The organism is Streptomyces sp. NPDC057486 (genome assembly GCF_042802415.1).
Classification (GTDB): domain Bacteria; phylum Actinomycetota; class Actinomycetes; order Streptomycetales; family Streptomycetaceae; genus Streptomyces; species Streptomyces yanii.
In genome coordinates this window covers 1-20156 of sequence record NZ_JBHVEE010000002.1, presented here as the reverse complement: position 1 = coordinate 20156, position 20156 = coordinate 1, and the positions used below count along the sequence as shown (strand labels likewise).

Below are 20156 nucleotides of genomic sequence, written 5' to 3'. Positions count from 1 at the left end.
GACGGCGCACGATGCAGAGAGGGCCGGCTGCCGCCGGCATCCCCATCAGCGTTCTCGGGAGACCCTGCCGTGACCGTCAGTCTTGAGCAGTTGCGCCGTTGCCATGTCGCCGTCGACCTCGGGGCCGCCCGTACCCGCGTGTACGTCAAGGGGCTCGGGCTCGTCGTCGACGAGCCGAGCGCCGCCGCAGTGAACACCCGTACCGGCTCGCTCATCGCCGTCGGTGCGCTCGCGGAGCAGATGACGGGCCGCACCCCCGACTACATCCGGGTGGCGCGCCCGGTCTCCGGCGGAACCGTCATCGACATCGAGATGGCCCAGCGCATGCTCCGCCATCTGCTCGGCGAGAAGCTCCGCCGCCAGCTGCGCCGCAAGCCGCGGCTGCGGGCGGCCGCGGCTTGCCCGCACGACAGCGACCCCCTCGCCCAGCGGGCCGCCGTCGAGACCCTGGTCGGGCTCGGCGCCCGGCGGGTCGAGCTGGTCGACACACTGATCGCGGCGGCCGTCGGCTGCGGGCTCCCGGTGGAGCAGCCGGTCGGGAGCATGATCATGGTGTGCGGGGCGGCGACCACGCAGATCGCGGTGCTCTCGCTCGGTTCGATCGTCACGGCCGCCCGGATCCCGATCGGCGGCGACGCCATCGACCACGCGGTGATCCAGCATCTGCGCCAGCACCACGAGTTGATGCTGCCGAGTCAGTCGGTGCGTCCGTTGCAGCTGGCGCTCAGCGGCAACGGTCTGACCCCGTACGGCCCCGCGACGACCGAGATCCACGGCCGTGACGTGGTGACCGGTCTGGCCCGCTCGGTGCATGTCGACACCGCCGCCGTGCGGCAGGCCATCCAGACTCCGCTGACCGCGGTCCACGACGGCCTCGGCAAGGTGCTGCGCGACTGCCCGCCCGACCTGGTGGCCGATCTCGCGGACCGCGGAATCATGATGGTCGGCGGCAGCGCGCTGCTGCCGGGACTCGACCAGATGCTGCGCGATGCGACGGGCATGCCGGTGCAGATCGCCGAGCGCCCCGACGTCTGCTCCGTCCTGGGGCTCGGCGCCATGCTGGACGGCAAGATCGAGCCGTTGGTCCTCAACCCGCTGGCCGCCTGACGACCACGGGGGCGGCGTATGACGCACGAGGACCCGGCCGCTGCGGACGGGCAGACGGCGGACCGCTCCGACGGCAGGCCGCCCGGGCTGCCGATGCTGCTGGACGCGGTGCTCGGCCTCGGCACCGATCTCGAACTGCGGGCCACGCTCCGGCAGATCGTGGACACCGCCACCAAGCTCACCGGGGCGCGGTACGGAGCGCTCGGCGTCCTCGATCCCGAGGCCGGCACCATCACCGAGCTGTTCACCTCCGGTCTGACCGACGCCGGGCGGGAGCGCATCGGCAACTTCCCGGACGGGCACTCGGGTCTGCTCGGCGTGCTCATCGACGATCCGCAGCCGTTGCGCTCCGACGACCTGACCGCCGATGGGCGCTCCTGCGGTGTGCCGCCCGGCCATCCGCCGATGCGTTCCTTCCTCGGGGCCCCGATCCGGGTGCACGACGAGGTGTTCGGCAATCTCTATCTCACGGAGAAGATCACCGGCCATTTCACCGATGCGGACGTGGCGCTGCTCCAGATCCTCGCCTCGCAGGCCGGGATCGCGATCGCCAACGCCCGGCTCTACGAGGCGGCCCGGCAGCGGGAGCGCTGGATCGAGGGCGCGGCAGCCGTCACCACGGCCCTGCTGAGCGGCACGAGCGCGGACGACGCGCTGATGACCGTCGCCGAGCGGGCCAGGATCCTCGCCGACGCCTCGGCCGGGGTGATCCTCCATCCGACCGCGGACGGCGGCATGGAGATCGTCACCGCGTCCACACTCGACGACCCGGCCGGCATCGTCGGCACCACCATCGAGCCCGGCTCCCCCGTACTGGCGCAGCTGCTGGGCGGTGAGCCGGTCTTCATCGACGACTCGGCGACCGATCCGCGGATGACGACGCATGTACGGTCCCGGTTCGGTCCCAGCATGATGCTGCCGCTGCAGAGCGGCGGGCGGCTCATCGGCACACTCGCTCTGCCCCGGCGGCGCGGTGGCGCCCCGTACACGGCGGTGGACCGGCTGCTGGCCTCCCAGTTCGCCTCGCAGGCGGCACTCGCCCTGGTGCTGGCGGACGCCCAGCACAACAGGGAGCAGCTCGCGGTGTACGAGGACCGTGACCGGATCGCCCGCGATCTGCATGATCTCGTCGTCCAGCGGCTCTTCGCGACGGAGATGATGCTCGAATCGGCCCGCCGGCGGGCCGCCGCACCGGAGACGGACGAGCTGCTCGGCCGAGCCGTCGACGAGCTGGACTCCACCATTCAGGAAGTGCGGACCGCGATCTTCGCCCTCCAGCAGCCGCCCGCCGAGGCACCCTCCACGTTCCGCGGCCGGGTGCTGCGGGAGACCCGGGGCGCGGCCTCCGTGCTCGGATTCCAGCCGTCGGTGCAGTTCTCCGGGGCGGTGGACGCCCTGGTGCGGCAGCCGGTGGACCAGCAGCTCCTCGTGGCGCTGCGCGGCGCGCTGGCGGCGGCGCACCGGCGGGCCGGGGTGTCGGCCATAGAGGTGGAGGTGGATGCGACGGTGCGGCTTCCGGACGGACGATCCGCGGTCCAGCTGGCGGTTGCCGACGACGGGCGCGCCGAGGACGGCTCGCGCTCGACGACCGTCACCTGGCAGGCGCCGCTCTGAGCGCGACCCGGGTGCTGGAGTGGGCGACACCCGCCTCACGCTTGAGCCTGCGCAGCAGGCCGTCCAGGGCGGCGGTGTCGGCGACGGTGGCGCGTACGAGATAGTCGTGGCCGCCCGTCACATGCACCACTTCGGTGATGCCGGGCAGCGCGAGCACCGCGCGTTCGAACACCTCGTTGGTCGTGTCCATACGCAGTGTCACATCGATGAAGACGACCAGGCCCGTCCGGGTGTCGGCGGCCGGGTCGATGATCACGGTGAAGCCGCGGATGACGCCGTCGCGGCGCAGCCGGCGCACCCGGTCGGCCGCGGCGTTGGCGCTGAGGCCGACCCGTACCCCCAGATCGCGATACGAGATCCGCGCGTCCTCCTGGAGGACGCTGAGGATTTCCCTGTCCAGACGGTCCATACTGCGATTATCGCAGCTTGTGACGGATTTCGACTGCGGAGACCTGAGGTCGGGTGCCCGTGCCCCCGCATGGAGTACGTCGGCGGGCCCACCGCTGCGGTACGGCCTTGACCGACAGGGTGGAAACAGCCGTGAAGCAGTTGCCCGCTTCGGCCGCCAAGCAGTCCGCCGCGGCGTACCGCAATCTCGCGATGGCCACGATCGGCTTCGGGCCCACCTTCCGGGCCTGGAACCTGATCTCGCCGTTGTCAGGGGCCTTCAAGGAACGGCTCGGGCTGAGCTCGTTCGAGAGTCGGTGCGGGTCGCCGTGCCGGTGCTGGTCGGTTCGCTGGGACGGATCCCGGCAGGTGCACTCACCGACAAATACGGCGCCCCGGCTGATGTTTCCGCTGGTCCCGGCGCTGACCGTCATTCCCGTACTGCTGCTGATCCCGGCGAAGGACTCCTACGGCGCGATGCTCGTCGTGGGCTTTCTGCTGGGGCTGGGCGGCACGACGTTCGCAATCGGCATCCCGCTGGTCAACTCGTGGTTCCCGCCGGCGCGGCGCGGGGCCGCGCTCGGTGTGTTCGGCATGGGCATGGGCAAAGTGGCCCTGTCCGGGTACTTCACCCCGCGGATCAAGGGCTCGTACTCGATCGGCTTCATCCTGCTGTCCGACCTGGCACTGGCCGGGTGTGTGTACGCATACGGGCGGATGCGGAACATCACGCGGGACGAACGGCCGTCCGGCGGATCAGGGCCGGGACTGAGCGGGACCGGCTGAGGGCCGCCCGTCGTCCGCGCGCCTCCGGGGAGGAGGTGACGGCTCCGACAACCTCCCCCCGCGGGAGGCCGTTAGGGTCGGGAGGGTGACTCCTCTTCTGCCTGCGCTGCAGGACGGTTCCGGCCCTGCCGCCGCCCGGGAAGCCGTCCGGTTCGGCGAGCACACCCTGACGTACGCACAGCTGGCCGCCGCCTCGGACGCCCTCGCCGCGCGGCTCGTGGGCGCCGGGCGGGTCGCCGTCTGGGCCACACCGACCCCGGAGACCGTGGTCGCGGTGGTGGCGGCGCTGCGGGCCGGGGTGCCCGCCGTGCCCCTCAACCCGAGGACGGGCGAGCGGGAACTGGCCCATGTCGTCGCCGACAGCGCCCCGTCGGCGGTGCTGGCCGGGGCGGGCGATGTGCTCCCGCCCGCGCTGGGCGCCCTGGACCGTACGGATGTTGACACGTCGGCAACGGTGGTGAACGGCGTCGGCTTCCCCGAGCCCTCCCCCGAGTCCCCCGCTCTGATCGTCTACACCTCCGGCACCACGGGCCCTCCGAAGGGCGCGATCCTGCCCCGCCGGGCGATCGCCGCATCCCTGGACGCGCTTGAGGACGCCTGGCAGTGGACCGGCGACGACGTCCTCGTCCATGCCCTGCCGCTGTTCCATGTGCACGGTCTGATCCTCGGCGTCCTGGGTCCGCTGCGCCGGGGCGGTTCGGTGCGTCACCTGGGGCGGTTCTCCACCGAGGGTGTGGCCCGGGAGCTGGGGTCCGGCGGCACGATGCTGTTCGGCGTACCGACGATGTACCACCGGCTGGCCGAGACCCTCGGCGACGGTTCGGCGCCGGACGCCGCCGGGCTGGCGAAGGCACTCGCAGGGGCGCGGCTGCTGGTCTCGGGGTCGGCCGCGCTGCCCGTCCATGACCACGAGCGGATCGCGGCGGCGACCGGACGCGGCGTCGTCGAGCGGTACGGCATGACAGAGACCCTGATGAACACCGGTGTCCGCGCGGACGGCGAACCGCGGCCCGGGACGGTCGGCGCGCCCCTGCCCGGCGTCGAACTCCGATTGGTCGAGGAGGACGGCACCCCGCTCGCCGACCCGACGGCCGAGGGCGCGGTGGGCGAGATCCAGGTGCGCGGCCCGAACGTCTTCACCGGCTATCTGAACCGCCCCGACGCGACGGCGGCCGCATTCACCGAGGACGGCTGGTTCCGGACGGGCGACATGGCGACCCTCGACACGGACGGCTGTGTACGGATCGTCGGCCGCAGGGCGACCGACCTGATCAAGAGCGGGGGTTACAAGATCGGCGCGGGCGAGATCGAGAACGCGCTGCTGGACCACCCGGGCGTACGCGAGGCCGCCGTCACCGGGGAGCCGGACCCGGATCTGGGCGAGCGGATCGTCGCCTGGGTGGTCCCGTCCGATCCGGGCGCGCCGCCCACGGAGGCAGAGCTGGCGGACCATGTGGCGGCTCAGCTCGCCCCGCACAAGCGGCCGCGCACGGTCCACTGTCTGGAGGCGCTGCCCCGCAACGACATGGGCAAGATCATGAAGCGGTCCCTCCGTGCGTAGGCGGCTGACGGCGCGCCAGGCGATCGCGGCGGTCGGCGAGGACTTCGTCGAGGCCGTAGCCCCGCCCGGCGCGGAGATACCGGCGGACGGTCCGCTCTCCTGGTCCGGTTACGCGGACTCCCGGGCCCGTGCGACGGACCGCACCGGTGAGGAGGAGTCCGTCGTCCACGGCCTCGCCACCGTCGGCGGCCACCCGTGCGTCCTGATCTCGTTCGAGTTCGGCTTCCTCGGCGGCTCGCTGGGGCGGCGCACCGGGGACCGGCTGGAAGCCGCGTACGAGACCGCCCGCAGCCGTCGGCTGCCGCTCGTCTCGCTGATCGCGACGGGCGGCAGCCGGATGCAGGAGGGCATGGTGGCACTCACCCAGCTCCAACGGGTGGCGCGCGCCTCGTCCCGGCTGCGGGCGGCAGGTCTGCCCCAGCTCGCGGTCCTGCGCGACCCGACGACGGGCGGCGGCTGGGCCACGCTGGGGGCCGGTGCCGATGTGATCCTGGCGCTGCCGGGGGCGCAGATCGGGTTCGCCGGATCGCGGGTGCGGCCGACGGACGCGGACCCGTCGGCCTACACGGCGGAGGGCCAGCTGGTCACGGGCCACGTCGATGCAGTCGTCGGCGCGGCCGAGCTGCCGGGGACACTGGGGCGGTGGCTGGGCGCGCTGGGGGCGGCAGGCGGCGCGCCCCTCCTGCCCGCACCGGTCCCGGACGCCCTTTCGGACGCCGGGTTGCCCGCGACCGGCTGGGACGCCGTGCGGCAGGCCCGTTCCTCGGCCCGGCCGCGTGCCGAGGCGTATCTCGACGCGTACTTCGACCACCTGCTGCCGCTCAGCGGTGACCGGTGCGGCGGTACGGATCCGGGGCTGCTCTGCGGGTTCGGGCTGCGCGGCGAACGGCCGATCGCGTATGTCGCCCAGTGCGGTACCGCGACCCGCCCGGCGGGCTATCGCACCGCGGCCCGGGTGATCCGGCTGGCGGACCGGCTCGGCGTACCCGTCCTGACACTGATCGACACCCCGGGCGCGGCGAACGACGCCGAGGCGGAGCGGGCGGGCGCGGGAGCCGCCATCGCCGACGCGTTCGCGGCGATCGCCGAGGCCCGGGTCCCCCTGACGACCCTGGTGATCGGCGAGGGCGGCTCGGGCGGCGCACTGGCCCTGGCGGCGCCGGACAACACGTACGTCACCCGGGACAGCTACTTTTCCGTCATCGCCCCGGAGCTCGCGGCGGCCATCCTGAAGCGCTCCCCCGACGCCGTACGCGTCACGGCCGACCAGCTACGCCTTCGACCCCAGGACCTGGTGGAGCTGGGCATCGCCCGCGGGATCGCGGCCCCTGGCGCACCGCCCCTCTGACGGCGAGTCCACCGCGCAGGGTGACGGATGGCTGGTTAGCGTGACGAACCGGACCAATCATCGAGTCAGGAGCGCAGAGTGATGGCCGCAGAACCGGAGGGCACGCCGTGCTGGGCGGACGCCATGTTCACCGATCTCGAGGGGGCGAAGAGCTTCTACGGTGACGTACTGGGCTGGACCTTCAGCGAGGCGTCGTCGGAGTTCGGCAACTACACGCAGGCGTACGCGGAGGGCAAGGCGGTGGCCGCCGTCGTACCGCCCATGCCCGGCCAGGAGGGCCAGTCTGCATGGTGCCTGTACCTCGCTTCGCCCGACGCCGCCGCCACCGCCACGAAGATCCGTGACAACGGCGGCGAGGTGCTGATGGACCCGATGCAGGTCGGCGACTTCGGCTCGATGCTGCTGGCCCGCGATCCGGCCGGGGTGACGTTCGGCGTGTGGCAGGCGGGGCAGCACGAGGGGTTCGAGGCCAAGGGCACGCCCGGCGCCTACTGCTGGTCGGAGGTGTTCACCCGGGAGCCCGCGAAGGCGGACGCCTTCTTCCCCGCCGTCTTCCCGTACCACGTGAAGCAGATGAGGGACGACGCGATCGACTTCTCCCTCTACGACTTGGGCGCCGACCCGGTCATGGGGCGGATGAGGATGACGGACGACTTCCCGCCCGAGGTCCCGCCGTATATCAATGTGTACTTCACCGTCGAGGACTGCGACGCGGCGGTGGCGAAGGCGACGGAGCGCGGGGCGATCCTCCGGTTCGGGCCGATGACCAGCCCCTTCGGCCGGTTCGCCGCGCTGAGCGACCCGCAGGGGGCGGCATTCTCGGTGATCGACGTCAAGACGACCGGGGGCGACATGCCGGAGTTCTCCGACGCGACCGCCTGATCGGCGGAGTCCGGCCGTCCGGCTCACGGGCGGCCGGTCGCCGCCCGTCGGCGACCGGCTGCCGCCTCCTCACCGCGCCTCCGGGCAACTCCCCGCACAACTCCACAGGGCGAGAGCACCGCTCTCGACTGCGAGCGGCACTCTGGGAGAGCATGGCCTGCGGAGATCGGCGCCTGCGGTTCGGATCACCGGTCGCGGAGTTGGGAATGAAGCTGCTCCCCGACCCCTTGCCCTCCCCCTGCCTCCGCCACCGGCTCCGTCCGGCCGGTCACGGCTGCGGATCGCGCGCGTCGTACCGGGCGAACCCGCGCCACCTCAGCGCGAGCAGTGACACCGCGACCACGCATGCGATCCCGCCCCCGGTGACCGCCACCGCCGGCGACGTCAGGTCGGACACCGAGCCCGCCAGGAAGTCGCCGAGCCTCGGCCCACCGGCCACCACCACGATGAACACGCCTTGCAGCCGTCCCCGCATCTCGTCCGGCACCGCCGCCTGAAGCATGGTGTTGCGGAAGACCATCGAGATGGTGTCCGAGCACCCGGCGAGCGCCAGCAGGACCAGCCCCAGCCAGAGCTGACGGGTCAGCCCGAAAACGGCGATGGCGCTTCCCCAGCACGCCACGGCGACGATCACCGCGAGCCCGTGCCGCCTGATCCGGCCCAGCCAGCCGGAGAACACGCCGCCCAGCAGCGCCCCCAGCGCCGGAGCCGCGACCAGCAGGCCGGTGGTCTTCGCGTCACCGCCGTACCAGACCACGGCGACGACCGGGAAGAGGGCCCGCGGGTGGGCGAGGACCATGGCGCACAGGTCGCTGAAGAAGGTCATCCGCAGATTGGGCCGCGCCCCCAGGAAACGCAGCCCGTCGGCGACGGACGCCCGCTTCTCTCCGCCCCCCTTCCCTGCGCCGTCCCCCCGTCCGGGGAGCATCGGGGGCAGCCGCCACATCGCGTACAGCGAGGCGGTGAAGGTGACGGCGTCGACGGTGTATGCGGCCCGGTACCCCCACCAGCCGACGATGAGCCCGCCGAGCATCGGCCCGACCAGCGCGCCGGTGGTGCTGGTCATGGAGTTGAGCGCGTTGGCGGCGGGCAGCTGCTCGGCCGGCAGCAACCGGGCGATCATCGAACTGCGGGCCGGTGAGTTGAGCGCGAAGCAGACCGCCTGAAGGGCGACGACCGCGTACAGCAGCCCCACCTGCTCCACCCCGGCGACGGTGGCGGCGACCAGGGCGACGGAGAGCACGAACGAACCGGACGAGCTGGCCAGCCCCAGCTTGCGACGGTCGACGGTGTCCGCGATCGCACCGCCGTACAGACCGAAGACGACCAGCGGCAGGAACGAACAGATTCCGATCAGTCCGACCGAGAAGGCGGACCCGGTGATGTCGTACACCTGGAGGGACACGGCGAGCGACGTCATCCCCTGCCCGATCCAGGAGACCGTGTTCCCGAACCAGAGCCTGCGGTAGTCGAGCGAGGTGCGAAGCGGGGTCAGGTCGGCGAGTATGCGGAGGCGCTGGGCGGGTTCTTCGGTCGTTTCGGTCACAGCGGATGGTAACGACCGGCCGGCGCCCGCCCGCGCCCGGAGACGCCCCTGCCGCGGAAGCCGGGGCCTGCCGTCCGGCGCGGACCGGGGCGCCGGGGCTCACCCGCTCATTGCCAGGGAACTTCCGACGGTGCGGCAGGAGGGCGGGCGACGCCGTTCCGCGCCGGGGGATGGGCGGTGAACAGCGTGGCGTACAGACCGCTCCGACCGAGGAGCTGTGCATGCGTACCCGACTCCACCAGCCGGCCCTCGTCCAGCACCAGAATGCGGTCGGCGTCCGCGGCCAGGGCCAGGTCGTGCGTGATCACGATGGTGGTCCGCCCTTCGGCGAGGCGCCGCAACGGTCCGAGGATGCGCTGAGCGGCCACGGTGTCGAGCCCCGTGGTGGGCTCGTCGAGCAGCAGAACGGGCGCGTCACGCAGCATGGCGCGGGCAATGGCGACACGCTGCAACTGGCCTCCCGAGAGCCGGGCGGTTCCGGGGGAAATGACAGTGCTGTAGCCGTCCGGCAGGGCCCGGATGAACTCGTCGGCGTCGGCTGCCCGTGCGGCATCCACGACGTCACGGTGGGTGGTGTCGTCGCGTCCGCAGCCGATGTTCTCCTCGATGGTGTCGTGCAGGACGAGAGTGTCCTGGGGCAGGAGCGTGATGTTCCGGCGGAGGTGGGTGAGCGGCAGCTGGTCCACGGACACTCCGTCCAGTCGGATGCTGCCGGAGTCGGGGTCGTAGAACCTCAGCAGCAGGGACGCGAGGGTCGACTTGCCCGCGCCGCTGGGGCCGGTGATGACCAGCAGTTCCCCTGGGCTCGCGGTGAAGGAGAGATCGCGGAGAACCAGCTCGCTGCTGCCGGGGTAGCGGAAGGAAACCTGGCGTGCTTCCACCGTGCCGAGTGCGCGACTGCGGACGGGCACGGGCACCGAATCGGCCGGGTCGGTGACGGCGGGCCGGGTGTCGAGGATCTCCAGCAGCCGCTCGGCAGCGGCGGTCGCAGCGGTGGCCGTCAGGCCGATCTGGCCCAGCGAGCGCACCGGCGGGTAGAGGTAGCCGATGAAGGCGGCGAAGGCCAGGAGCTGTCCGAGCGTCATCCTTCCCTCGGCGATCTCCCACGCGCCCAGACCGATGATCGTCAGGATGCAGAGCGTTTCGAGGACCTCCACGACCTGTGCGTAGAGCGAGGTGAGGCGGACGCCGGACACCGCCGCCTTCAGCCGCTTTCGCGCCTTGTCCTGGAGCCTTTCCTCCTCGTCCTGCTGCCTGTTGTACGCCTGGGTCAGAACGACGTTGACCAGCGTCTCCTCGACCACCGCTGTGATGGCACCGTCCGCCGCGCGTCCGCGACGGGACACGGCACGCAGACGCCCCGTGAACATGCGGGTCACAGCGAAGAAGAGCGGGACCAGGACAAAGGTGGCAAGGGCCAGATCCCAGCGCAGCCACAGGGCGGCGGCGGCGAAGAACAGGGTGTTGAAGAGAGCCGAGGTCACCCCGACGATGCCGGAGACGACGAGCTGTTCGATGGCTTCCACGTCGCCCGTCAGCCGTTCCACCAGGTCACCGCGGCGGTTGCGCTGGAAGAAGTGCGGCGGCAACGTCTGGAGATGCGAGAAAACACGGGCCCGGAGCCGCAGCACAAAGCGTTCGGCGATCCAGGCCGCGAGCGAGCTGCCCAGATACCCCACCACTGCACCGAGAACGGCCACAACAAGCCATTTGCCGGCAGGCCCCCAGAAGGCGCTGACGGAGCCTGTCTGCAGGGCCTTGTCGGTGAGTTGGGCGAAGAGCAGAATCGTCACGGTCTCGGCGATCGCAGCCACGATGCCGAGCAGGCAGATCAGGACGATCCAGCGCCGGTCGCCTCGCGTCAGTGGCCAGAAGCGCCGGAACGAGACGGCGATACTGATGGGATCGGTGCGGATCGGCACATCCGTCGCCGAGTTCTGGGTCGGCCCGTCAGGGCGGGCTGCATGCCGGGGTGAGCTGCGAAGGCTCATGGGCGTCACGTCACAGGGGTGCTCGGGCTATGGGTCCGTCGCCATAGACGCAGGCCCCCACACTTCGAGGCGGACCCGCGCGGGTGCGCGAGCCAGCCTCGAAGCAGTGGGGATGGGGGGATGTGCGGTTAGTAGCCGCACCACCCGCCGCCGCGGCCGTATCCGCGGCCGAATCCGCGACCGAATCCGCGGCGGCCGAATCCGCGACCGAATCCGCGGCCGCCGAATCCGCGACCATATCCGCCGCCGAATCCGCCGTATCCGCCGCCGTATCCGCCGCCGTATCCGCCGTCTCCGCCGAAGCCTCCGCGGAAGATGCTACGTGCGTTCATCTCCAGCTCCTTACGAACGTTGATGTGCCGCCCCTTGCTCCAACTGCGGCACTTCCGACATTACGACTACCCCCAACCGCCAACAAGTCGGGCAAGGACGGATACGGGCGAAACTTACGGAATGCCCAGGATTCTCAAGGGATTGCGGGGCATGACACTCCAGCACACCTCCTGTACGACCCACCGGCGGACCGTACAGAACCCACACCCAACCGCCCTGACGGGGCCTCGCCACGGCGACCGACACCCGACGCAGCATCCGCACACCTGACGAAGCATGAATATGCCAATCGCATATTCATCCGGCATACCGCTTTCCCCTTGGGGCACACACCGCGATCCACGCCAACCATGCCTGCACACAGGGTTTCTGACGACCCAAAAGACAACGGGACTCCGACCGCATCCCCGTCGACGCAGACCCTGGGCTCTCGGACCGTATCGCCGCATCGGCATCACGATCCGGTTCGCGCGGGCAATACGTCACCAATCGATCGGACTTCACCGCAGCGCAGCCGACGCGGGAGCGCATCGAGCGCCGGAAAACCGCATCGAGGAGCAGGGACGACTTCAAGGCCCCCACCACCCAGGGCGCGACGCGGGCGGCGAACCGACCGAGCGCACGGACGACACCGCCCCGGCGACCAGTCACCTGGCCGCCGGGGCAGTCACTCACCCTGGGCTACCGAGATTGAACGTGTGACGTCGCACGTCCGGTATCAACGGAGGCCGTGGGCGACCGGATGACGGGGCCCATAGGGCATGAGTTCCGCTCCGCCGGGCAGCCGGACCCGGGCGAGGAGCCCCCATCCCCGATCACCCGGCGGCTGACCGATCTCCCAGCACTGACCCACCGAGCCGGGGCTTGATGTCGTCGCACATCAGCCGGAGCTCGCGCTTCGGCTCACCGTCGGCCGGATGAACGAGGCCGGGGCCGGGCGACCCCGGTCACAGAAAGGTCACGGATTCAAATATCCCCGGAAAGAGTTACCGTGGGCACACGAGTATGCACCCAAGGTCACGATCCAGTGTCTTGAGAGGGCAACTGTGGCAGAGGTCTTGCTGGCCGGAATCCTGGGGGCCGTCGTCCTGGCGGCATTCCTCCTCCACAGGGCGCACCGGAGAAATCGAGAGATCACCACCCTGCTGCGCGCAGAGGTGGCCGCGCAGAGGATTGCGGCAATCACCCTTGGACGAACGGCCGTCCTCCCTGCCGATGACGCCGCGGAGCAGCCGGACCCCGTCCGCAGCAAGCGGCACCTTGCGCTCCGCATCGGCGGCGGCCCACCCGCCCTTCCCCCCTCCTTCGGTGACCTGGCCCGGCCCGTCTGGAGAGGACATCGCGCGGCCACAATGACGGTGACCGCCGCCTCCGTCGCCGTCGCCGGCGCGCTCGTCCTGACGTCAGGCGGGGGCGCACCCCAAACGGCCAACGCCGCGCCGCCCGCCACTGCCCCGGGCCCCGTCCCGGGCGCCGGCCAGGACGAGAAGGGGGACAGTCGAGACGCGGAGCGCAGCCCCGCCGAAGAAGGGGACGGTACAGCCGTCACCCATGACGACAGCGACGCGCGCCCCTTCTCCGGCCCCCGGTCGGCGGCTTCCGGCGAGGGCCAGTCGGTGGCCTCCACCGAGGGGGAGCCCTCCCCCGGGACCAGCAGTACACCCGCTTCCGGCGACGAGGACCGGGCCGAGCCCGCCGAAGGCAACCTCGCCCCGAGCGAGACGGCTGCACCCGGCCCGGCCGGGACCGCTGCGCCCGGCCCGAGCGCCTCCCCCACCACGACGCCGCCGCCTCCTCCTACGCCGGGGCCGACGGAGGAGCCGACAGCGCCTCAGAAGCCGGACGAGTGTGACGGTCTCATCGACCTCCACCTCCCACTGCTTCCGGACGTCTGCCTTCTGTAGAGCAGGGGCGAAGCGCGCAGTGCGACCCGCTGTTCGAGGGAAGCCACCGGCGCGCCTCACTCACTCCGTCAACACTTCGGGCAAGCATGGGGCGAGCGAGCGATCACGAGGGGCACGAAAAGGCCCCCGCTGACGCGGGGGCCTACGCGTTGTTCCAGGTCAAACGTTTCCGCCAGGAACAGTGGGCGTGGGGCGGGTGGGACTCGAACCCACGGCCGACGGATTATGAGTCCGCTGCTCTAACCGGCTGAGCTACCGCCCCTTTTCGGCGTGGCGCGTACATGTGTGCGCGCCGTCTGCCGCAGCATAGCCGGTCATACGATCTCTCGCTCCGGATGGTCGGCTTCGCATGACCATGAAGACAGAGTCGGCCGCTGCCCGGTTCCGAACAGCGGAAATCAGACGCGAAAGAGTCCGTGCCGGGCCGGCGCCGACTCCGATCCGGCACGCGAAAAAGGACCCCGAAGGGCCCTCTTCCGTTCCGCTCCCCCGACTGGACTCGAACCAGTAACCCTCCGGTTAACAGCCGAATGCTCTGCCAATTGAGCTACAGGGGATCGCGCTCCCCCGACTGGACTCGAACCAGTAACCTGCCGGTTAACAGCCGGCTGCTCTGCCAATTGAGCTACAGGGGATTGCTGCGTTTGCACCGAACCATACCTGCCTGGCTGCTGCCGGGCGGCGCGCGTTCGCTGCGACACATACATTAGCGCAAGCAGGGGGGTGCTCCGCCAATCGGTATCGCCCGGGGTGATCTCGGTTGCCGACGGGTAGGCGGGCAGCACACGTCGCACGGAGCAGGCACGGAGCAGGAGAAGGGTGGCAGCCATGCGGTACCGGCTCACGTTCATCGCCGGACTGGCCCTCGGTTACGTACTCGGCACACGGGCCGGACGCGAGCGCTACGAGCAGCTGAAGAAGTCCGCACGCCAGTTCGCCCAGAATCCGGCCGTGCGCAACAGTGCCGAGTCCGCGGCGCAGAGCGGCCGCGAGTTCGCCGGCAAGGCGTACCACGCGGTGAGCGACAAAGTAGGGGAGAAGGTGCCCGCCTCGGTGGCCGAGCGGGTGCGGTCACTGCGGGAGCGGGGCCAGGGGCAGGGCACCGAGGACGACTGGGGCACCAGCAACACGTGAGCGGGCCGGCGGGTCCTCCTCCCGTACGGGAACGGTCCGGCGGTGCGGCAGAATCTCCCCATGGGCATAGTCGCCGGCTTGGACAGTTCTTCGGCCTTCACACACATCGTCGTCTGCGACGCGGACACGGGTGCCGTGCTCCGGCAGGGGTACGCCGCACATCCCGTCGAGGCGAAGGCCACCGAGGTGGACCCGCAGGCGTGGCTGCTCTCACTCGGTGAGGCGGCCACCGGCGGGCTGCTCGAAGGTGTGCAGGCCATCGGGGTCTCCGCGCAGCAGCACGGTCTGGTGCCGCTGGACCAGCAGGGCAATCTCGTCCGTCCGGCGCTGCTCGGCAATGACAAGCGGGCGCAGGTCGCCGCGGCCGATCTGATCGACGGGCTCGGCGGGCGGCAGGCCTGGGCCGAGGCGGTCGGGGCTGTCCCGCAGGCCGCCCAGCCGGTGTCGAAGCTGCGGTGGCTGGCGCGGAGCGAGCCGGATGCGGCGCAGCGGGTCGCCGCGGTGCTTCAGCCGCACGACTGGCTGGTGTGGCAGCTGCTGGGCCGGCCGAGCCGGCGGACCACCGATCGCGGTGCCGCGTCCGGGACGGGGTACTGGTCGGCCGGGACCGGTTCGTACCGGCCCGATCTGGTGGAGCTCGCACTCGGACAGCAGGCGACGCTGCCGGAGGTGCTCGGTCCCTCCGACACGGCCGGGACGACGCCCGAGGGACTGCTGATCTCGGCCGGGACCGGCGAGACGATGGCGGCGGCGTTCGGGCTCGGGGTGGGGGTCGGCGACGCGGTCGTGTCGCTCGGAGCCTCCGGCTCGGTGATGGCGGTGCACCACGAGGCGCTGTCCGATCCGACCGGGATCATCACGTCGTTCGCGGATGCCACCGGGATGCATCTGCCGGTCGTGCACACACTCAATGCGGTGCGTGCTCTGCGGGGCTCCGCCGAGATGCTGGGGCTGGAGAGCCTGGAGGAGCTGTCCGCGCTGGCGCTGAAGTCGACGCCGGGCGCCTCCGGGCTCGTGCTCCTGCCCTATCTGGAGGGCGAGCGCACCCCGCATCTGCCGCACACGGCGGGCACGCTGAGCGGGCTGCGGCGTGAGTCGATGAAGCCGGAGCATCTGGCGCGGGCGGCGTTCGAAGGGATGCTGTGCTCGCTGGCCGACGCGCTCGATGTGCTGCGCGGCCGTGGGGTCGAGGTGCGTCGGGTGTTCCTGCTGGGGGCGGCGGCCGAACTGCCGGCCGTGCAGGGTCTTGCCCCCGCGCTGTTCGGTACACAGGTCGTCGTGCCGCAGCCGGCCGAGTACGCGGCGCTGGGCGCCGCCCGGCAGGCGGCCTGGGCGCTCGGGGTCTCTCGGGGGACGCTCGATCCGCGGACTCCCCCGGCCTGGCAGGGTGCGGCGGCGCAGGTGCTGGAGCCGGGCGAGGAACTGCCGGTCGGCCAGGCGGTGCGGCAGCAGTACACGGCCACGCGGGACCAGCTCCACCCCGGCGCGTTCGGCTCCGCGCTCTGAACCGGGCGCTCTCGGTCACCAGGCCGGTCCGCGGTCGGAGGTTCGGTCTCCGGCGGGTGGACCGGGTCTCGTTCTTGACCTGGGCTTGAGGAAAAACGTTCGCGGTCGCACCGAGCCTTGCCGGAAAATGAGTCGACTCCCGACCTCTGCCGACTCCGAGAGACACGCGTGCTCATAAAACTCCTGCGGGGCTACCTCGGCCCGTACAAGAAACCGATCGTGCTGCTGGTGGCGCTCCAGCTGCTGCAGACCTGCGCCACCCTCTATCTCCCCTCGCTCAACGCCGACATCATCGACAACGGTGTCGTCGAGGGGGACACGGGCTACATCCTGGAGTACGGCGGCATCATGATCGCCGTCTCCGTCGCCCAGGTCGTCTGCAACATGGGGGCGGTCTTCTACGGTGCGCGCACCGCGGCCGCACTCGGCCGGGACGTCCGGGCGTCGGTCTTCGACCGGGTTCAGTCGTTCTCGGCACGTGAGGTCGGCCGCTTCGGGGCGCCCTCGCTGATCACCCGTACGACCAATGACGTCCAGCAGGTCCAGATGCTGGTCCTGATGACTTTCACCATGATGGTCTCGGCGCCGATCATGTGTGTCGGCGGCATCATCCTGGCCCTCGGCCAGGACGTTCCGCTGTCGGCGGTGCTGCTCGCGGTGGTGCCGGTCCTCGGCATCGCGGTGGGTCTCATCGTGCGGCGGATGCGGCCGCTGTTCCGCACGATGCAGGAGCGGCTCGACACGGTGAACCGGGTGCTGCGTGAGCAGATCACCGGCAACCGGGTCATCCGCGCCTTCGTGCGGGACCCGTACGAGGAGAAGCGGTTCCGTGGCGCCAACACCGAGCTGACCGATGTGGCGCTCTCCACCGGGCGTCTGATGGCGCTGATGTTCCCGACCGTGATGACGGTCGTGAACGTGTCGTCGATCGCCGTGGTCTGGTTCGGTGCGCACCGGATCGACAGCGGCGGGATGCAGATCGGCGCGCTGACCGCGTTCCTCTCCTACCTGATGCAGATCGTCATGTCGGTGATGATGGCCACCTTCATGTTCATGATGGTGCCGCGCGCCGAGGTGTGTGCCGAGCGCATCCAGGAGGTCCTGGAGACCGATTCGAGCGTCGTGCCGCCGGTCAAGCCGGTGCGGGAGCTGCGCGCCCACGGTCATCTGGAGGTGCGGGGTGTGGACTTCCGCTACCCGGGCGCCGAGGAGCCGGTGCTGCGGTCGGTGGATCTGGTGGCACGGCCCGGCGAGACGACCGCGATCATCGGGTCGACGGGCAGCGGGAAGTCGACGCTGCTCGGTCTCGTACCGCGGCTGCTCGACGTGACGGACGGTCAGGTGCTGGTCGACGGAACGGACGTACGGACGCTGGAGCCGACGCTGCTGGCGAAGACGGTGAGTCTGGTTCCGCAGAAGCCGTATCTGTTCTCCGGGACGGTCGCGACGAATCTGCGGTACGGAAACCCGGACGCGACCGACGAGGAGCTGTGGCACGCGCTGGAGGTCGCGCAGGCCAAGGAGTTCGTCGAGAAGCTGGAGCACGGACTGCACGCGCCGATCGCGCAGGGCGGCACCAATGTCTCCGGCGGGCAGCGGCAGCGGCTCGCGATCGCGAGAACGCTGGTGCAGCGGCCGGAGATCTATCTCTTCGACGACTCGTTCTCCGCCCTCGACTACGCGACGGATGCCGCGCTGCGGGGGGCGCTGTCACGGGAGACGGCCGAGGCGACCGTGGTGATAGTGGCGCAGCGGGTGTCCACCATCCGTGACGCGGACCGGATCCTGGTGCTCGACGAGGGCCGGGTCGTCGGGTCCGGTACCCATCACGAGCTGATGGACGGCAATGAGACCTACCGGGAGATCGTGCTCTCCCAGCTGACGGAAGCGGAGGCCGCGTAATGGCCGGTCCTGGCGGACGCATGATGGCGGGCGGGGCGCCGACCGACCGGTCCATGGACTTCAAGGGGTCCTCGAAGCGGCTGCTGAAGCGCTTCGCGACGGAGAAGGCCACGCTGTACGTGATGCTGGTGGCCGGTGCGCTGAGCGTCGGGCTCTCGGTCGTCGGGCCGAAGATCCTCGGCAAGGCGACCGACCTGGTGTTCGCCGGCGTCATCGGCCGGCGGATGCCCGAGGGAACGACCAAGGAGCAGGCTGTCGAGGGCCTGCGCAAGAGCAACAGCGGCCTCGCCGACATGCTCTCCGGGGTCGACTTCACCCCCGGGCAGGGCATCGACTTCAGTGCGGTGGGGAACGTGCTGCTGACCGCGCTGGCGATCTACGTCGGTGCCGGTCTGCTGATGCTGGTGTCGACACGGCTGTCGATCCGGGTGATCAACCGGGTCGTGTTCCAGATCCGCGAGGACATCCAGACGAAGCTGTCCCGGCTGCCGCTGTCCTACTTCGACCGGGCCAAGCGCGGCGAGGTGCTCAGCCGGGCGACCAACGACATCGACAACATCTCGCAGACGATGCAGCAGACGATGGGTCAGCTCATCAACTCCCTGCTGACCATCATCGGCGTGCTGGTCATGATGTTCTGGATCTCGCCGCTGCTGGCGCTGGTCGCGCTGGTGACGGTCCCGCTGTCGGTGGTCGTGGCGACCCGCGTCGGCAAGCGGTCGCAGCCGCAGTTCGTGCAGCAGTGGAAGGTGACGGGCAAGCTCAACGCCCATATCGAGGAGATGTACACCGGGCACACCCTGGTGAAGGTCTTCGGACGGCAGGAGGAGTCCGCGAGGGACTTCGCCGAGCAGAACGACGCGCTGTACGAGGCGAGCTTCAAGGCGCAGTTCAACAGCGGGATCATGCAGCCGCTGATGATGTTCGTGTCGAACCTGAACTATGTGCTGATCGCCGTCGTCGGTGGTCTGCGGGTGGCGTCGGGTTCGCTGTCGATCGGTGACGTCCAGGCGTTCATCCAGTACTCGCGACAGTTCTCGATGCCGCTGACGCAGGTCGCGTCGATGGCGAACCTGGTGCAGTCGGGTGTCGCGTCCGCCGAGCGGATCTTCGAACTGCTCGACGCCGAGGAGCAGGACGCCGACCCCAGGACGGGTGAGCGTCCGGCGGAATTGCTCGGCAGAGTCTCGCTGGAGAAGGTGTCCTTCCGCTACGACCCCGACAAGCCGCTCATCGAGGACCTGTCGCTGAATGTCGAGCCGGGCCACACGGTCGCGATCGTCGGCCCGACCGGTGCCGGCAAGACGACGCTGGTCAACCTGCTCATGCGCTTCTACGAGGTGACGGGCGGCCGGATCGCTCTCGACGGTGTCGACGTGGCGAAGATGTCGCGCGACGAGCTGCGGTCGGGGATCGGCATGGTCCTGCAGGACACCTGGCTGTTCGGCGGTTCGATCGCGGACAACATCGCGTACGGCGCTTCGCGCGAGGTCACCCGCGAGGAGATCGAGGAGGCGGCGAGGGCGGCCCACGCCGACCGCTTCATCCGTACCCTGCCGGACGGTTACGACACGGTGATCGACGACGAGGGCTCCGGGGTCAGCGCGGGTGAGAAGCAGCTGATCACCATCGCGCGGGCGTTCCTGTCCGACCCGGTGATCCTGGTGCTCGACGAGGCGACGAGCTCCGTCGACACCCGTACCGAGGTGCTGATCCAGAAGGCGATGGCCCGGCTGGCGCACGGCCGTACGAGCTTCGTGATCGCGCACCGACTCTCCACCATCCGGGACGCGGACGTCATCCTCGTGATGGAGAACGGGTCGATCGTCGAACAGGGCACGCACGAGGAGCTGTTGGAGGCGCAGGGGGCCTACGCCCGGCTGTACGCGGCGCAGTTCGCGCAGGCGGTCGCCGAGGTCGACTGATCCCTCGCGGAGGTCCTGTCGTCACACTGCCGTCGTCGCCCGAAGGGCGGCCTCGCGGCGTCCGGTGCGTGCGTGTCGGGCGTCGTGCGGCGGTGTGACGACAGGACCTGGGGTCCTCCTGTCGTCGTGCGCCCGCCAGGGATTACGGGACAGCCCTCGGGGCGTGTGTCGGAAGTCCCGCCGCCCACCCTTCGGGCGGACGGCGGGACTTCCGGCACACGCCCTAGTCG

General features: G+C 70.6%; 14 protein-coding genes, 3 tRNA genes and 1 pseudogene. 11 read left to right on the top strand and 7 right to left on the bottom strand.

The window, feature by feature from the left end:
• Positions 1 to 69: 69 nt before the first annotated feature.
• Positions 70 to 1107, top strand: coding sequence for a rod shape-determining protein (locus ACFU6I_RS01685; protein WP_384360257.1), 1038 nt, complete (start codon positions 70 to 72; stop codon positions 1105 to 1107).
• A gap of 18 nt (positions 1108 to 1125) precedes the next feature.
• Positions 1126 to 2721 carry a GAF domain-containing sensor histidine kinase gene (locus ACFU6I_RS01680; RefSeq protein WP_384360255.1) on the top strand — a complete coding sequence of 532 codons (1596 nt, stop codon included), beginning with the start codon at positions 1126 to 1128 and terminating at the stop codon, positions 2719 to 2721.
• On the opposite strand, the gene ACFU6I_RS01675 is transcribed toward ACFU6I_RS01680, so the two are convergent.
• Complete coding sequence (locus ACFU6I_RS01675) at positions 2699 to 3130, bottom strand: Lrp/AsnC family transcriptional regulator (protein WP_345519490.1); 432 nt, start codon at positions 3128 to 3130, stop codon at positions 2699 to 2701. The two genes, ACFU6I_RS01680 and ACFU6I_RS01675, sit on opposite strands and share 23 nt — an antisense overlap.
• 119 nt (positions 3131 to 3249) lie before the next feature.
• Here ACFU6I_RS01675 and ACFU6I_RS01670 point away from each other — a divergent pair.
• The 4 genes and pseudogenes from ACFU6I_RS01670 to ACFU6I_RS01655 all read left to right on the top strand — a co-directional run.
• Positions 3250 to 3754 (top strand): annotated as a pseudogene (locus tag ACFU6I_RS01670) (MFS transporter); the annotation flags it as partial.
• 225 nt (positions 3755 to 3979) lie between these two features.
• Positions 3980 to 5455, top strand: coding sequence for an acyl-CoA synthetase (locus ACFU6I_RS01665; RefSeq protein WP_384360253.1), 1476 nt, complete (start codon positions 3980 to 3982; stop codon positions 5453 to 5455).
• Complete coding sequence (locus ACFU6I_RS01660; RefSeq protein WP_384360251.1) at positions 5448 to 6803, top strand: carboxyl transferase domain-containing protein; 1356 nt, start codon at positions 5448 to 5450, stop codon at positions 6801 to 6803. Before ACFU6I_RS01665 ends, ACFU6I_RS01660 begins: the two co-directional genes overlap by 8 nt.
• A gap of 81 nt (positions 6804 to 6884) precedes the next feature.
• Positions 6885 to 7685, top strand: coding sequence for a VOC family protein (locus ACFU6I_RS01655; protein ID WP_384360249.1), 801 nt, complete (start codon positions 6885 to 6887; stop codon positions 7683 to 7685).
• A gap of 268 nt (positions 7686 to 7953) precedes the next feature.
• Here the strand turns inward: ACFU6I_RS01655 and ACFU6I_RS01650 are convergent, their stop codons facing one another.
• The 3 genes from ACFU6I_RS01650 to ACFU6I_RS01640 all read right to left on the bottom strand — a co-directional run bounded on the left by ACFU6I_RS01650 (position 7954) and on the right by ACFU6I_RS01640 (position 11554).
• Positions 7954 to 9231: an MFS transporter gene (locus ACFU6I_RS01650; RefSeq protein WP_384360247.1), complete on the bottom strand. Its 1278-nt coding sequence runs from the start codon at positions 9229 to 9231 to the stop codon at positions 7954 to 7956.
• 107 nt (positions 9232 to 9338) lie between these two features.
• Positions 9339 to 11222 carry an ABC transporter ATP-binding protein gene (locus tag ACFU6I_RS01645; RefSeq protein ID WP_384360245.1) on the bottom strand — a complete coding sequence of 628 codons (1884 nt, stop codon included), beginning with the start codon at positions 11220 to 11222 and terminating at the stop codon, positions 9339 to 9341.
• A gap of 128 nt (positions 11223 to 11350) precedes the next feature.
• On the bottom strand, positions 11351 to 11554 hold the full coding sequence (locus ACFU6I_RS01640) for a hypothetical protein (RefSeq protein WP_384360243.1): 204 nt from the start codon (positions 11552 to 11554) through the stop codon (positions 11351 to 11353).
• Between the two features lie 1047 nt (positions 11555 to 12601).
• On the opposite strand from ACFU6I_RS01640, the gene ACFU6I_RS01635 reads away from it, so the two are divergent.
• Entirely contained in the window at positions 12602 to 13459 is an 858-nt protein-coding gene (locus ACFU6I_RS01635; RefSeq protein ID WP_384360241.1) for a hypothetical protein, read from the top strand.
• 188 nt (positions 13460 to 13647) lie between these two features.
• Here the strand turns inward: ACFU6I_RS01635 and ACFU6I_RS01630 are convergent.
• The 3 genes from ACFU6I_RS01630 to ACFU6I_RS01620 form a co-directional block, all read right to left on the bottom strand.
• Positions 13648 to 13721, bottom strand: a tRNA-Ile gene (locus ACFU6I_RS01630).
• A gap of 222 nt (positions 13722 to 13943) precedes the next feature.
• Positions 13944 to 14016 (bottom strand) — tRNA-Asn (locus ACFU6I_RS01625).
• 5 nt (positions 14017 to 14021) lie between these two features.
• Positions 14022 to 14094: transfer RNA gene (locus ACFU6I_RS01620), tRNA-Asn, on the bottom strand.
• Positions 14095 to 14287: 193 nt separating this feature from the next.
• On the opposite strand from ACFU6I_RS01620, the gene ACFU6I_RS01615 reads away from it, so the two are divergent.
• From ACFU6I_RS01615 to ACFU6I_RS01600, 4 genes are all read left to right on the top strand, one after another.
• Positions 14288 to 14593: a YtxH domain-containing protein gene (locus ACFU6I_RS01615; protein ID WP_345519476.1), complete on the top strand. Its 306-nt coding sequence runs from the start codon at positions 14288 to 14290 to the stop codon at positions 14591 to 14593.
• 60 nt (positions 14594 to 14653) lie between these two features.
• On the top strand, positions 14654 to 16099 hold the full coding sequence (locus ACFU6I_RS01610) for an FGGY family carbohydrate kinase (protein ID WP_384360239.1): 1446 nt from the start codon (positions 14654 to 14656) through the stop codon (positions 16097 to 16099).
• 168 nt (positions 16100 to 16267) lie between these two features.
• Positions 16268 to 18001: an ABC transporter ATP-binding protein gene (locus ACFU6I_RS01605; RefSeq protein WP_384360237.1), complete on the top strand. Its 1734-nt coding sequence runs from the start codon at positions 16268 to 16270 to the stop codon at positions 17999 to 18001.
• Positions 18001 to 19926: an ABC transporter ATP-binding protein gene (locus ACFU6I_RS01600; protein WP_384360234.1), complete on the top strand. Its 1926-nt coding sequence runs from the start codon at positions 18001 to 18003 to the stop codon at positions 19924 to 19926. Before ACFU6I_RS01605 ends, ACFU6I_RS01600 begins: the two co-directional genes overlap by 1 nt.
• Positions 19927 to 20156 lie beyond the last annotated feature (230 nt).